General features: G+C 32.3%; 14 protein-coding genes. 9 read left to right on the plus strand and 5 right to left on the minus strand.

Going from position 1 to position 14,016, the window contains the following annotated elements; all coding sequences use genetic code 11:
- Positions 1 to 232: 232 nt before the first annotated feature.
- The 3 genes from ACNFIH_RS08110 to ACNFIH_RS08120 all read right to left on the minus strand — a co-directional run bounded on the left by ACNFIH_RS08110 (position 233) and on the right by ACNFIH_RS08120 (position 2,793).
- A complete protein-coding gene (locus ACNFIH_RS08110) occupies positions 233 to 1,192 on the minus strand; it encodes a GSCFA domain-containing protein (protein ID WP_426486226.1) in 960 nt (319 codons plus the stop codon).
- 101 nt (positions 1,193 to 1,293) lie between these two features.
- Positions 1,294 to 2,070, minus strand: a complete 777-nt coding sequence (locus ACNFIH_RS08115; RefSeq protein WP_426486227.1) for a hypothetical protein — start codon at positions 2,068 to 2,070, stop codon at positions 1,294 to 1,296.
- A gap of 228 nt (positions 2,071 to 2,298) precedes the next feature.
- Positions 2,299 to 2,793, minus strand: coding sequence for a hypothetical protein (locus ACNFIH_RS08120; protein ID WP_426486228.1), 495 nt, complete (start codon positions 2,791 to 2,793; stop codon positions 2,299 to 2,301).
- Positions 2,794 to 3,010: 217 nt separating this feature from the next.
- On the opposite strand from ACNFIH_RS08120, the gene ACNFIH_RS08125 reads away from it, so the two are divergent.
- Together ACNFIH_RS08125 and ACNFIH_RS08130 are read left to right on the plus strand one after the other, a co-directional pair.
- Complete coding sequence (locus ACNFIH_RS08125; RefSeq protein WP_426486229.1) at positions 3,011 to 3,625, plus strand: M12 family metallopeptidase; 615 nt, start codon at positions 3,011 to 3,013, stop codon at positions 3,623 to 3,625.
- Entirely contained in the window at positions 3,626 to 4,051 is a 426-nt protein-coding gene (locus ACNFIH_RS08130; protein ID WP_426486230.1) for a hypothetical protein, read from the plus strand.
- A 51-nt stretch (positions 4,052 to 4,102) separates the two neighbouring features.
- Here ACNFIH_RS08130 and ACNFIH_RS08135 read toward each other — a convergent pair whose 3' ends face one another.
- A complete protein-coding gene (locus ACNFIH_RS08135) occupies positions 4,103 to 4,831 on the minus strand; it encodes a hypothetical protein (protein WP_426486231.1) in 729 nt (242 codons plus the stop codon).
- Positions 4,832 to 5,200: 369 nt separating this feature from the next.
- Here ACNFIH_RS08135 and ACNFIH_RS08140 point away from each other — a divergent pair, with 369 nt between their 5' ends.
- Positions 5,201 to 6,946 carry an ABC transporter ATP-binding protein gene (locus tag ACNFIH_RS08140; RefSeq protein ID WP_035651893.1) on the plus strand — a complete coding sequence of 582 codons (1,746 nt, stop codon included), beginning with the start codon at positions 5,201 to 5,203 and terminating at the stop codon, positions 6,944 to 6,946.
- A gap of 366 nt (positions 6,947 to 7,312) precedes the next feature.
- Here the strand turns inward: ACNFIH_RS08140 and alaS are convergent, their stop codons facing one another.
- Positions 7,313 to 9,952, minus strand: coding sequence for an alanine--tRNA ligase (alaS, locus tag ACNFIH_RS08145; protein ID WP_426486232.1), 2,640 nt, complete (start codon positions 9,950 to 9,952; stop codon positions 7,313 to 7,315).
- A 279-nt stretch (positions 9,953 to 10,231) separates the two neighbouring features.
- Here alaS and ACNFIH_RS08150 point away from each other — a divergent pair, with 279 nt between their 5' ends.
- From ACNFIH_RS08150 to ACNFIH_RS08175, 6 genes are all read left to right on the plus strand, one after another.
- Entirely contained in the window at positions 10,232 to 11,209 is a 978-nt protein-coding gene (locus ACNFIH_RS08150; RefSeq protein WP_035651887.1) for a M23 family metallopeptidase, read from the plus strand.
- Positions 11,210 to 11,255: 46 nt separating this feature from the next.
- Entirely contained in the window at positions 11,256 to 11,588 is a 333-nt protein-coding gene (locus ACNFIH_RS08155; RefSeq protein WP_142450626.1) for a MerR family transcriptional regulator, read from the plus strand.
- A 34-nt stretch (positions 11,589 to 11,622) separates the two neighbouring features.
- Positions 11,623 to 12,207, plus strand: coding sequence for a LemA family protein (locus tag ACNFIH_RS08160; RefSeq protein WP_035651882.1), 585 nt, complete (start codon positions 11,623 to 11,625; stop codon positions 12,205 to 12,207).
- A gap of 45 nt (positions 12,208 to 12,252) precedes the next feature.
- Positions 12,253 to 12,690 (plus strand): TPM domain-containing protein, encoded by a 438-nt coding sequence (locus ACNFIH_RS08165; protein WP_426486233.1) that lies wholly within the window; start codon positions 12,253 to 12,255, stop codon positions 12,688 to 12,690.
- A 3-nt stretch (positions 12,691 to 12,693) separates the two neighbouring features.
- Positions 12,694 to 13,509 (plus strand): TPM domain-containing protein, encoded by an 816-nt coding sequence (locus ACNFIH_RS08170; protein WP_426486234.1) that lies wholly within the window; start codon positions 12,694 to 12,696, stop codon positions 13,507 to 13,509.
- 78 nt (positions 13,510 to 13,587) lie between these two features.
- Complete coding sequence (locus ACNFIH_RS08175; protein ID WP_053470541.1) at positions 13,588 to 14,001, plus strand: RrF2 family transcriptional regulator; 414 nt, start codon at positions 13,588 to 13,590, stop codon at positions 13,999 to 14,001.
- Positions 14,002 to 14,016: the final 15 nt, after the last annotated feature.

The raw sequence follows: 14,016 nt of genomic DNA on the forward strand, positions 1-14,016 counted from the left end.
TTATAAGGCTGTAATTATACAGTCTACAAAATTGTGGATTTTAAACCTTAACAATTTACACAATTATCTGCAATTATTCTAAAATTTCACTGTCAAATAGTTAATTTTCAGTTCTTACTTTAGCCAAAGACTGAATAAAACTTTGCGCCTTTGCGTCTTTGCGAGACTAAAAAAAGCCTGTTTAAATAGCTTAGAAATAATCTCGCAAAGACGCAAAAGCGCAAAGAAAATTTTAGAATTTGATTTGTGGAAGTTTTTCTCCTAAGAGATTAATTTTCTTTTGAAGATTGGCTAAGAATTTTTGATGTTGTTCAGATTCTGGATTGAAGCTTCTATGGCGCAAGCTTTTCTGGATTTCATCAACTTCCTGCATTACCGAAATGCTTTCCTGAGCAATGTAATTTTCACTGAAAAGCTTCCAGATATAATCAATTGCTATTTGATTTGGATGAAGCATATCTTCGGTATAAAAACGATAATCACGAAGTTCATCCATCATGATTTCGTAGGAAGGAAAATAGTTATGAGTTATGAGTTTTGAATTATGAGTTTTTAAAACTTGGTGAAGCGCTGTGAATAAATGGGATTTGCTTAATTGATTTTCTATAAATCCGTCTTTAATGTGACGAACTGGCGAAACTGTGAAAATGAAATTTATGTTCGCATTTAAATTTTGAATTAAATCAATTGTGTTTTGAATGCTTTTTTGAATTACATCTGCCGACAATAATTCTTTTGAGAATTTTTTTTGAGGCACTTTATGGCAATTCGCTACAATTTCTTCGCTATCGAGATTTCTGTAGATCCATGAAGTTCCGTATGTAATGATAATATGCGACGCTTCTTTTAATTGTTTATTGGTTTCTGTAATTGCTTTATTCAAAGTTTCAAGCAATTCTTGTCGGTCGGAATTACTTAAATCGGAATGCACTTCATAAGAATGCCAACGCTCGTTATAAAAAAAAACATCTTTTTCCTGATAGAAATCCAACTCACAAACTCTTCTAAATAATTTCTCAATCGAAACCGAATTAAAAATAATTCCAAACGGATTTGTTTCATTTTGAAACTTAAAATAATCGAATTTCTCAGCAATATTTTCTGCAAAACAAGAACCAAAAGAAAGTATTTTCGAATTATAATCGATTGGTGAATTACTTTTTGAAATTGGAATTTGGGTTCTGAATTGCATCTTTTATTAGTTTAAAACAAATTTCGGTTATTTTTTACAAACAAAAAACCCAAATAAATCACTGAATGAAATATTTGGGTTTGACTATTTTTTATTTTCTACTAATAAAAATATTGTGTAGAACCTTTTATATTGCCATCCTTGTCAAAATGTTTTGCTCCTGTCGGGAAATTTTTTCCATCATAGCTATAGGTTGAACTGTTAATTTTAGGCAAATCTGAAGAAGTGGTCGACGTTTCCTTTACTTTATTAAAATTAGAATATCCCAAATCAAAATTACCTAATAAAGCCTCTACTCCTTTAACATTTTTGAAAGGGTTATTTGCCGTATCATATTCATAAACTATCGTTGTTGCTTGAGCACCAATTATCTCATCCTTAACAATTTTTCCATCTTCAAGAGTTAATCTTCCTTGAACTGGATTAGTTTCAGCATTATTATCTTCGTCAACATCTACAGTTTTGTAAGTAACCGTTTCATTACCAAATCTAATTCCTGTAGAATAATATGTTTTTTTGATATTTTTTTTACCGTTTATAAATTCAGTCTGTAAAATAGTTTTTAAAGAAACATCATTATACGTAAGTTCAGTCAAAACTAGAGCTTGCCCATCAGTTGTTGATTTCAGAACTGAAGCTATCATACCCTCCCTATTATAACTGTAATCCATATAATATGTTTCACCTGTATTATTATTTTTTACAGTTTCTCTGTCTTTTCTAGTACCATCATAAGTAAAATCAGTGGTGAATGAATTACCATTTTTATCTACTTCAATAATTTTTTTGACAAATACTGAAGATTCCTTTGAATCATCAGATGAACAAGAACTCAGAACTAGAACTAAAGCCGAAAAAAGAGATAAAATTTTCTTCATTTATTTATTATTTTGATTACTATTTCTTACAAAGAAAGAGAAATAAAAAATAGAAATCAAGTAAAAAAACTTATTTTAATACTAAAAAACTGTACTATTGCTGCCTAAAATGGTATTTGGGTTTTGAATTACATGAGAATTGTTTTCTGTAAATTTTGGTTATTTTTTACAAACAAAAAACCAAATACTTTTGTACTTGGTTTTTACAGATTTATTTTCTTTTAAAAATTAATATACATACTCAACTATTTCAGTTATCCTTTCAGCATAATCATAAGTTGTTTTCTTTATTGGATAACCATTTTTATTGTATTCGTATTCCATTTTAAACCAATATGGCTCAAAAGCTATATTTGATAATGGTCCTTGTTTATGAGTTACCTTAAATCGCTTTATATTATTATTTGAAGACAAGCTCATTTCAGAATCCAAACTAAACTGATCGAGCAGTAAATTCAAACCTCTAATATTTTTAAAGGCATTATTATTTGTATCGTATTCATATTTAATAGTACTGATAACATCATAATTATCTCCCCAATCAGATTCTGAATTTGCGATATTTCCATTAATGATAGTAATCAAATCTTTTTCTGATTTTTTTGATTCTTTTCCAGTGGTATTGTCAAAATTGTAAACTTGTTTAGTTATTGAACCATTATTGTTATAGCTATAATCGTATCTTAATTTTTCTCCGTTTAAAAATTTAGTAACCGTTTTCAAACTATCATTTTTGTAACTATAATTTGTGGATAAGACACAATTAAAATACCACGTATTGTCTCACTTTATTTTGTGTTGAAAATTGTGCTTAATCCAAAGCCTTATAATTGTGAAAAAATTAAAAATTTTATTAACCAGTTTAGTATTATCATCTTGTAGCTCTGATATAAGTGATACTTATTCTGAAACGTTTTCACAGGAAAATGAGGATATCGTTATGTGTACATTTGATCTAAGAGAAGGACAAAATGATCTCACATTAAAGTCTAATGCAGCAATTATTGACCCGCGTTGGGAAATTGGCCAAATCATAAAAATTAAATTCTTGGACGGCACTAATTCGCAACATGAAATAGTAAAAAAATATGCTTCGGAATGGTTAAAATATGCAAATCTAAAATTTGAATATGTTCCTAAAGATCAAGATGCTCATATTAAAATTGCTATTAATATAGGCACTCCTGGAACTTGGTCTCAACTAGGATCAATCGGAATGTATCCGAGTCCGCTTTTTGCTAATGTCCAAAATACACCAACAATGCGTTTAGGTTCCATTAGTGATAATGAAAGTTCCAGAAGAACTATATTACATGAATTTGGTCATGCATTAGGTTTAGTTCATGAAACAACTAATCCTCCCGCTACTATTAAATGGGATTTATCAAAAGTGTATAAATACTATTATGACCTTATGGATTGGTCAAAAGAAAAAGTAGATCAATCAGTTATTAATAAAGCAAATTCAACAAATTACTCTGAATATGACCCTCTTTCTATAATGCATTATTATGTACCCGCATCTCTTACAACAGATGGTATTGCAGTAAATTAAATGAGTGAATTATCATATATTGATAAAAAATCAATTAATACATGGTATCCTTATCCTATAATTTCAAGTATAGAATCAGGAAGAAGTTTAAATGCACTTCCGTTGAAAGATCGTATAAAATCACCTAACGGCAGATATGTACTAGAATTTATTCCTGGTATTTTACGCATAAATGATTTAACTAAAAATACAATTATTTGGGAAGTTGGAAATAGTTTTTATATAATAAAATCATCTTGTGTTTTTGATTCGAATGGAAATATTACTTTAAAAGGAAGTGCTTTAAATTCTCCTTCCATGAAGATTCTCTGGAATAGCAATACTGCTGGATTTCCTGGCTCAAAATTGCAGTTACAAGATGATGGCGATCTTCAATTAACTTATAATGGAGTTGTAAAATGGTCGTCAAAAAGCGGAAAAATATAAACAAAAAAAGCCAGATAAAATCTGGCTTTTATAATTAAAATTGTCTGGTTATTAATAGAAATACTCCGAAGTACCTAAACTGTCAGATCCTTTATCAACTTCTTTAGTTGGGTATCCTTGGTCATTATAAGTAAAAGTGCTATTTGTCCACAAATCTCCTTCTGATGTATCTGTCAAAATATTAAATTTTACTCCATTTCCTTCTCCATCAACAAATGCAATTTTATCCATTCCTAAAATATTTTTCGTAGGGTTATTTTTATTGTCATAAGTATATTTATGATTTTCCCAACTTGCTGAACTAACTATTTCACTAACTTCTCCGTTTACAAATTTAATTGTATTACTTGTTCCTTTGTTTGTTTGAGTTATACCGTCACCTGAATACGATTGAGCTGTTACAGTTCCATCAGCATTATAAGTATAAACTTCCTTGTGTCCCCAATCCATATTTGGTTCTACTCTTACAAAAGTTGTTAATTTACCTTCTGCATTATATGAAAAATTATTTATTTGGTCGATTGTTCCATCAGGGTTTTTAAACTCTATTTTGGTAATTAAATCTCCTGTATAAGTATAATAAAGACTTACATCACCTGAATCATCTATCGCACTTACTATTTTATTACCATCATACCTATAACTGATAGTGTATTTATCACCATCAGGAGTTGTAATAACGGTTTTTTTAAGTAAACCAGAATTTGAAGACGAATCATCACTAGAACATGAAGTTAATAATAGAGTCAAAGCTCCGAAAAGACATAGGATTTTTTTCATTTTGATTTGGATAAATTTGTTAATGAAACAAACATAGCGCAATCCAAAATCAAAGCCTTACGGGTTTCCATAATCAGAACAAAAAATACAATTAACCTTTTTTAACACACTAAAAACAAATACTATACACAAGAAATCACTTCTGTAGAAATTTAACTACAAAACAAAATACTGTAATAAAAATAGTTGTTTTCTTATTTTTATATTTATTCAAAAGTTTAAAAATACTTCCTAAAATTTCAAACATATAATACTATAAAAACACATATAATTTAACCATAAAAAAAATTACATTTTAAATAACACAAATCAACTTTACAAACGCAAACAATTGCTTACTTTTGCATCTTCCACTTTTCTAAAAATCATATGAAATTATTATATTCTTATATAATCAGACACAAAATGCTTTTGTTTTTTGCGCTGATTATGGCTTCGATAAACATTTGTTTCAGTTTATCAGATTCAATTATTACCGGTAAATTAATGCAGGATTGCGGTGTCGGGCTCCATAAATATGATGGAAACGCAACTGGTTTTATCAAATCATTGTCATTTTGGTTAGGGCTTTCGCTTGGCGCCGCGATGATTTCCCGAATTACTAAAAACTTTCAGGACTATTTCACCAACGTTGTCATTCAGCGAACTGGTGCTCAAATGTATACTGATGGAATTAAAAAATCCTTGGATTTGCCATACGCCGAATTCGAAGATCAACGAAGCGGTGAAACATTAAGTAAACTGACTAAAGTTCGTTCTGATTCTGAAAAACTGATTACACTTTCGATTTCGTTAATCTTTCAAACCATTATCGGATTCATATTCGTAATTGTTTATGTTGCCCGAATCGATTATCGTATTTCAATTATCTTTTTAATTACGGCGCCAATTATTGCTTTGGTAAGTTCTTATTTAGGAAAAAAGATAAAAGTAGTTTCTAAAAAAATTGTAAACCAGACAAATGCTTTGGCTGGCTCAACAACCGAAAGTTTGCGAAACATTGAGCTTGTAAAAAGTCTTGGTTTGACTTATCAAGAGGAAAAACGTCTTAACTTAAATACTTTTAAGATTTTACATCTCGAATTAGAGAAAGTTCGTTATATCAGAAGTTTGAGTTTTATTCAGGGAACAACGGTTCACTTTTTAAGAACTTGTGTAGTGTTTACATTGTATTACTTTTTGTTTGGAGGTAAAATTATTGTGGGTGATTTATTGACGATGGTATTTTTTACTTTCTTCATTTTTGGTCCGTTGCAAGAACTTGGAAACTTTATTATTGCGGTTAATGAAACGAAAGTTTCAATGGAGAATTTTAGAACACTGCTAAATGCTCCAAAAGAATTTCGTCCTAAAAGTCCAAAACATGTAGGTGCCATTCAATCACTTTTATTTTCAAATGTTAGTTTCAAACATAAAACGGCAAAATTTAAAGCCGTAGAAGATATCAATTTTGAAATTAAACAAGGACAAACTGTTGCATTCGTAGGTCCGTCTGGATCTGGAAAAACAACTTTAGTAAAATTATTGGTTGGATTATACACGCCTGCTGAAGGCCAGGTTTTTTACAATGATATCGATTCAGCCGAAATTGATTTACTAGATTTAAGAAAGCAGTTAGGTTTTGTAACACAGGATGCTCAATTATTCTCTGGAACAATTCGCGAAAATTTATTGTTTGTTAAACCAAATGCAACCGACGAAGATTTATACGACGCCTTAAAAAGGGCAAGCTGTGAAAAACTTCTAAAACGTGCTGAAGATGGTTTGAACACCACAATTGGTGAAGGCGGAATTAAAGTTTCAGGTGGAGAAAAACAGCGTTTGTCTATTGCCAGAGCTATTTTAAGAAATCCGAATTTATTGATTTTTGACGAAGCAACTTCTGCTTTGGATTCTATTACTGAAGAAGAAATTAATGCAACTATTAGAAATATTTCAGATAAAAACAGAATCACAGTTTTAATCGCGCACCGTTTATCAACTGTAATGCATGCTGACAGAATTTTTGTCTTGGAACAAGGTAAAATTATTGAGCAAGGTAAACATGATGATTTGATTGCTGAAAAAGGATTGTATTACGCTATGTGGCGCCAGCAGATTGGTGAGCGTAAGTAAGTTGCTAAGATGCTAAAGAATTAAGGTTCTAAGTTTTTTTTATTAAAACAACAATTAGCGCTATTTGTCATTTCGACTGAAAGGAGAAAACACTATCAATACAAAACCCGACAAGTTTTAAAAACCTGTCGGGTTTTATTGTCTTTTATTTTATTTAAACTGGACTAAAGTCCAGCTCTACAATATAGCTTGTTCCTTCGGAACTGTAAAAGAGCCTTGGGCTCGATTTATTTTGTAGGGCCGGACTTCAGTCCGGTTTAACATATGAAATTGTAATCAATAGTAAACCCGACAGGTTTTTAAAATCTGTCGGGTTTATTTTTGAATATTCTATACTTAGCTTCTTAGGAACTAGTATCTTAGAATCTATTTTACAAAACCCAACGCTTGAGCAAGTGCCTCAGCAATTCCGTCAACATTTTTACCTCCTGCAGTTGCGAAGAAAGGTTGCCCTCCTCCTCCACCTTGAATGTATTTCCCTAATTCACGAACCACTTGTCCTGCATTTAGGTTTTTGGCTGCTACAATTTCTTTAGAGATATAACAAGTTAACATCGGTTTTCCTTCATGAGCAGTTGCGAAAACTACAAATAAGTTGTTGTAAGAACCACCTAATTCGTAAGCTAAATCTTTTGCTCCTTCTGGGTTTAAATCTACTTGTTTTGCCAAGAATTGAACGCCGTTGATTTCTTGTAATTCTTTAGCTAAATCAGCTTTCATATTTTTAGCTTTATCTTTCAATAAAGCTTCCACTTGTTTTTTCAATTGAGCATTTTCATCTTGCAATACCTGAATCGCTTTTACAGGATCCTGAGCATTTTTAAGCACTTCTTTAATTTCATTAAAAGAAATCGCCTGAGACTCAAAATACTCTTTTGCTGCCTCGCTTGTAATCGCTTCAATTCTTCTGATTCCGGCTGCAACAGCTCCTTCTGAAACAATTTTAAAATGCCAGATATCTGATGTATTTGCAACGTGTGTTCCTCCGCATAATTCTACAGAATCACCAAATTTAATTGTACGAACTAAATCGCCGTATTTTTCTCCAAATAAAGCAATTGCTCCATCTTCAAGCGCTTGTTCTTTCGGAATGGCTCTTTTTTCAATTAATGGCAAACTCTCACGAATTCTTGCATTTACAAAGTTCTCTACTTCTAGCAATTCTTCATCTGTAACTTTAGAGAAATGAGAAAAGTCAAAACGAAGTGAAGCATTACGAACCATCGAACCTTTTTGTTCAATATGAGTTCCTAAAATCTTACGCAAACCTTGGTGCAATAAATGCGTAGCCGAGTGATTTGAAGAAGTTTTAGCTCTTTGAATTGCATCAACAACAGCATTAAAAGTTCCCGTAATATTTTCCGGAAGCGATTTTGCTAAATGAATAGTTTGATTATTTTCTTTTTTAGTATCTATAATATAGATAATATCCCCATTTTGAGCTTCCAGATATCCTTTATCTCCAGTTTGTCCTCCGCTTTCTCCGTAAAATGGTGTAGCATTGAAAACTAATTGAAAAATTTCTCCATCTTTTACACTTTCTACTCTTCTGTATTTCGTGATCTTAACTTGCTGAGATAATCTGTCATAACCAACAAATTCCTGAATATCATCTTCAACAATTACATTCCAGTCACCAGCAGTTACTTTTGATGCTGCACGTGATCTTTCTTTTTGCAATTGTAATTGTTCCTGGAATCCTTTTTCGTCTAATTTCAATCCTTTTTCTGAAAGAATCAAAGCTGTTAAATCAATTGGGAAACCGTATGTATCATACAATTCGAAAGCCTTTTTACCATCGATTGTGTCTCCTGCATTATTTAAAATTACAGCATCCAAAAGAATTAATCCCTGATCTAATGTTCTTAAGAAAGAGTTTTCTTCTTCACGAATCACATTTGAGCAAAGTGCTTTCTGCGTTCTGATTTCCGGGAAAGAATCTCCCATTTGCTCGCTTAAAGTTTCCACTAATTTGAAAATAAATGGCTCTTTTGTTCCTAAGAAAGTAAATCCGTAACGAATAGCACGACGTAAAATTCTACGAATTACATATCCTGCTCCCGTGTTAGATGGCAACTGACCGTCAGCAATAGCAAATGCTACCGCACGAACGTGATCTGCAACTACACGAATAGCAATATTCATTTTATTTTGTTCTTCACTAATGCCTGTTACGTCATTAGTGGTATATTTTGCTCCTGTAATGGTTTCGATTTCTCTAATCAAAGGCATGAAAACATCTGTATCATAGTTTGATGTTTTTCCTTGTAAAGCCATACACAAACGCTCAAATCCCATTCCGGTATCTACGTGTTGTGCAGGAAGTTTTTCCAAAGAACCATCCGCTTTACGGTTGAATTCCATGAATACGTTATTCCAGATTTCAACTACTTGTGGATGATCATTATTAACTAAACTTTTTCCAGAAACTAATGCTTTTTCTTCTTCAGAACGTAAATCAACGTGAATTTCAGAACAAGGTCCGCATGGTCCCTGATCACCCATTTCCCAGAAATTATCTTTTTTATTTCCAAGAATAATTCGGTCTTCATCAATTAATGTTTTCCAGATATCCCAAGCTTCTTGATCAAACGGAACGTTATCTTCTTTACTTCCTTCAAAAACAGAAACATAAAGATTTTCTTTTGGGATTTTATACACTTCTGTTAATAATTCCCAAGCCCAGTTGATAGCCTCTTTTTTGAAATAATCTCCAAAAGACCAGTTTCCAAGCATTTCAAACATAGTGTGGTGGTACGTATCAATACCAACTTCTTCAAGATCGTTATGTTTTCCTGAAACACGAAGACATTTTTGCGTATCGGCTATTCTTGGACTTTTTGGAGTTCCGTTACCTAAGAAAAATTCTTTAAACTGGGCCATTCCCGAGTTATTGAACATAAGGGTTGGATCGTCTTTAAGAACAATAGGAGCTGAAGGAACAATAGTATGTCCTTTACTCTCAAAAAAATCTAAAAATTGTTTACGTACGTCTTGTGATTTCATATTTTAATTAGAAAAATGTGTCTGTTTAATGTGTCAATTTGAAAATTAGATAATTAGCTAATTTATTCATTTGATGATGCGTTAAGTTTTTTATAATGTAATTAAAAAACTTCATAATTTAAACAATAAATTACCTATTTTGCGCATTATCTTAATGATAAAATAGCCCCAATATCTAATCATTAATCTTCGTAAAAAAAGTATCGAAAAACTGAAACATTTAGCAGTTTCTTTCGACTAACTCATTTTACAAGGTGCAAAAATAGCGTATTTTAAAATATGGCGAAAGTAAAATATTATTACGACTCAGAAAATCTGGCTTATACAAAAATAAAAACCAGAAAAAGAATAAAAATAGGTTACGCATTATTGTTTTTAGTGGCTTCAGCGTTGTTTGGTTTTTTAGTTTTTGTTCTTTTAATTAACACGCCTTATTTCGAAACTCCAAAAGATCGTTTACAGGCACGTGAAATTGAAAATTTAAAACTTCAATATTCCATTTTAAATAAAAAACTAGACGAAATTGATGATGCTGCAGACGCATTAGAAGAACGTGACAATAACATTTATCGTGTATATTTTAACAAAGCTGAAATTCCAGATTCGATTCGGAAAGCAGGATTTAGAAGTTCTGACAGGTACAAAACGCTAGAAGGATATAATAATTCTCAACTAGTTTTAAATACTACGAAAAGAATTGATAAACTTTCGAAGCAACTGGCCATTCAGTCGAAATCTTTAGATGAAATTTTAAAATTAGCTGGAGCCAAAGAAAATTTATTATTAGCCATTCCTGCCATTCAACCCGTTCGAAATGAAAATTTAAAACGTGTTGCTTCGGGTTTTGGATATCGTCTTGATCCTTTCACGAAAGTGAGGAAAATGCACAACGGAATGGATTTCACTGCAAACACAGGAGCTCCCGTATATGCAACCGGAGACGGCGTAGTAAGCAGAGCTGACAATACAGCTTCTGGATATGGAAATCATGTTGTAATTCGGCACGGATTTGGATACGAAAGTCTTTATGCACATTTAAGTAAATACAATTGCAGACCAGGCCAACACGTTAAACGAGGCGACATTATTGGTTATGTGGGAAGTACCGGAAGATCTGAAGGCCCGCATTGTCATTATGAAGTGCACAAAGATGGAAAAGTCGTAAACCCGCTGAATTTTTATTACGGAAATATTTCAGCTGCCGAATATGTAGCAATTTCACAAATGGCGAACCAGGAAAATCAATCATTAGATTAATACTTTAAAAAGTGTTATTTTTGAAATAAATTAGAAATACAAAAACATGCATATTGAACTTTCAAAAGATAAAAGATATTACAGTATTGGCGAAGTTGCCAAGGCTTTTAATGTCAATGCATCATTGATACGATTCTGGGACAGCGAATTTGATATTCTGAAACCAAAAAAGAATGCCAAAGGAAACCGAATGTTTACTCCGGAAGATATTACAAACCTGCAGCTGATTTATCATTTGGTAAAAGAAAGAGGTTTTACACTTGACGGTGCTAAAACGCATTTAAAAGAGGGTCAGAAGAAAACATTAGATAAATTCGAAATAATACGTAAATTAGAGACCATAAAAACACAATTGAACGACATCAAAAACGAATTGTAATTAAAAATAGAAATAAACTTAAATCAAAACAAATATGAAAAAGTGGTTAATCCCTGTAGGAATTCTTATCGCATTTATTGCTATTATCGCATTTTGGTCAATTGGAATTAAAAACACTGCCTTACAGCACAGTCAAGCTGTAAATAAAGAATGGGGTAACGTACAAACAGCCTACCAAAGAAGAAATGACCTTATTGGAAATTTAGTAAACACGGTTAAAGGTGCTGCTGATTTTGAAAAATCAACTTTAACAGCAGTAATCGAAGCTCGTGCAAAAGCAACTTCTGTAACTATTGATCCAAGTAATGTGACTCCAGAGCAATTGGCACAATTCAACCAGGCTCAAAGTGGTGTAACTTCATCATTATCAAAATTATTGGTTTCTGTAGAACAATATCCAACTTTGAAAGCAAACGAGAATTTCTTAAAATTGCAAGACGAATTAGCAAGTACAGAAAATCAGATTTTAACGGCTAGAACTCGTTTTAACGAATCTGTACAAACTTATAACGGATATGTTTTAAAAATTCCAAACAACTGGTTCTTGAGCGAATACAAAGAAAAACCATACTTCGAAGCTTCTACCGGAGCAGACAAACCAGTTGAAGTAAAATTCTAAAATCTACAATCTATCCCGATAGCTATCGGGACTAAAATCATTTCCATGTCACAAGTAGAAGATTTTTTATCCAAAGAAGATGAACAAGAAATTATTGAAGCTATTCGCGTAGCCGAGAAAAATACTTCTGGCGAAATTAGAGTTCATATAGAAAAAACAACTTCTAAAGCTCATTTTGATCGGGCTTTAGAAGTTTTTCATGAATTACGAATGGATGAAACCAAACTAAAAAATGGCGTATTGCTCTATTTTGCAGTTGAAGACAAAAATTTTGTAATTTGTGGAGACAAAGGAATTAATGATTTGGTTTCAGATGATTTTTGGGATTGTACCAAAGATGTAATGACCAATCATTTTAAATCTGGAAATTTTAAACAAGGAATTGTCGACGGAATTACCAATGCCGGAGAACAATTAAAAAAATATTTTCCGTGGTCAGAAGACGACACAAACGAATTATCTAACGAAATCTCAAAAGGATAAATAATGAAAAATTCCAATAATACAATCTCAAATTCCAATAGAATTTTTCAGTTTACTTTTTTGTTTATCGCGTTTTTTATTTGCAATACTATTTTTGCACAATTTGACATTCCTAAAAAACCTGATTTCCAGACTTCGGTTTATGATTATGCCAATGTTTTAAGTGCTTCTGAAAAAACACAATTAGAAGAAAAACTAGTTCGCTATTCTGATTCAACTTCCACTCAAATTGTTGTCATTACTATTGAAAGCTTAAAAGGCGAAGATATTGGAATTCTTACTCCAAAATGGGCTCAGGAATGGGGAATTGGACAAGCAAAAGAAGATAACGGGGTTTTGATTTTATTGGCTAAAGCCGAAAGAAGAATCTGGATTTCTCCTGGTTATGGATTAGAAGATCGTTTAACAGCAGGAATTGGAGGAGAAATTACCCGAAACATTATTATCCCTGAATTTAAAGCAGGAAGTTATTATCGCGGACTTGATAAAGGTGCCGATGCGCTTTTTGATGTTTTTAAAGGCAAATATAAAGGCGAACGCAAGCAATCTAAAGGAAAAGACTTTCCTATATTTCCATTTATCGTCATTGTGGTAATAGTATTAATTTTACTTTCCCGCAATAAAAGAGGCGGTGGAGGAAATTCTGGAAATAGCGGCGGAGGTCCCAGCCTACTTGATGTTATTATTCTGAGTAATCTTGGAAGAAGTGGCGGCGGCGGTTTTGGAGGCTTCGGTGGTGGATCATCTGGCGGCGGCGGTTTCGGCGGAGGCTTTGGCGGAGGTGGATTCTCTGGTGGAGGTTCAGGCGGAAGCTGGTAATTTATTTTGTTTCTAATTTCAAGTTTCAGGTTTACTAAATTATTTTAGTTAAATTTACAATTCATAATTCAATCATAGATGTTATCACATAAAGCAAAATACGCCCTTAAGGCCTTACTTTATTTAGCTGAACAAGACGAAAATCACATTTCTAGAACTATAGAAATTGCTGATGGCGCTAACATTCCTAAAAAGTTTTTAGAACAAATTTTATTGGATCTAAAACGAGGACGTTTTGTAAGCAGTAAGCAAGGAAAATTTGGCGGATATTATTTGATAAAATCTAAAAATGACATCACTTTGGCAGAAATTCACCGATTATTTGACGGTGCAATTGCGCTTTTGCCATGCGCTTCTTTAAATTTTTACGAGCCTTGTTCTGATTGTAAAACCGAGTCTGAATGCAGTCTGCGTCACGGTTTAATGCTTATCAGAGACAAAACTTTGAAGGCTATGGAAGGCATCACAATTGCCTCATTAGTAAATAAATAAAAAAATATTCCCTAA

Origin of the sequence: Flavobacterium sp. 2 (assembly GCF_049949195.1) — a bacterium.
Classification (GTDB): domain Bacteria; phylum Bacteroidota; class Bacteroidia; order Flavobacteriales; family Flavobacteriaceae; genus Flavobacterium.

Bases quoted from the DNA above. Each gene is read 5' to 3' on its own strand.
- ACNFIH_RS08110 (WP_426486226.1), bottom strand. From the start codon at position 1,192: ATGCAATTCAGAACCCAAATTCCAATTTCAAAAAGTAATTCACCAATC.
- ACNFIH_RS08115 (WP_426486227.1), bottom strand. From the start codon at position 2,070: ATGAAGAAAATTTTATCTCTTTTTTCGGCTTTAGTTCTAGTTCTGAGT.
- ACNFIH_RS08125 (WP_426486229.1), top strand. From the start codon at position 3,011: ATGTGTACATTTGATCTAAGAGAAGGACAAAATGATCTCACATTAAAG.
- ACNFIH_RS08130 (WP_426486230.1), top strand. From the start codon at position 3,626: ATGAGTGAATTATCATATATTGATAAAAAATCAATTAATACATGGTAT.
- ACNFIH_RS08135 (WP_426486231.1), bottom strand. From the start codon at position 4,831: ATGAAAAAAATCCTATGTCTTTTCGGAGCTTTGACTCTATTATTAACT.
- ACNFIH_RS08140 (WP_035651893.1), top strand. From the start codon at position 5,201: ATGAAATTATTATATTCTTATATAATCAGACACAAAATGCTTTTGTTT.
- alaS (WP_426486232.1), bottom strand. From the start codon at position 9,952: ATGAAATCACAAGACGTACGTAAACAATTTTTAGATTTTTTTGAGAGT.
- ACNFIH_RS08150 (WP_035651887.1), top strand. From the start codon at position 10,232: ATGGCGAAAGTAAAATATTATTACGACTCAGAAAATCTGGCTTATACA.
- ACNFIH_RS08155 (WP_142450626.1), top strand. From the start codon at position 11,256: ATGCATATTGAACTTTCAAAAGATAAAAGATATTACAGTATTGGCGAA.
- ACNFIH_RS08160 (WP_035651882.1), top strand. From the start codon at position 11,623: ATGAAAAAGTGGTTAATCCCTGTAGGAATTCTTATCGCATTTATTGCT.
- ACNFIH_RS08165 (WP_426486233.1), top strand. From the start codon at position 12,253: ATGTCACAAGTAGAAGATTTTTTATCCAAAGAAGATGAACAAGAAATT.
- ACNFIH_RS08170 (WP_426486234.1), top strand. From the start codon at position 12,694: ATGAAAAATTCCAATAATACAATCTCAAATTCCAATAGAATTTTTCAG.
- ACNFIH_RS08175 (WP_053470541.1), top strand. From the start codon at position 13,588: ATGTTATCACATAAAGCAAAATACGCCCTTAAGGCCTTACTTTATTTA.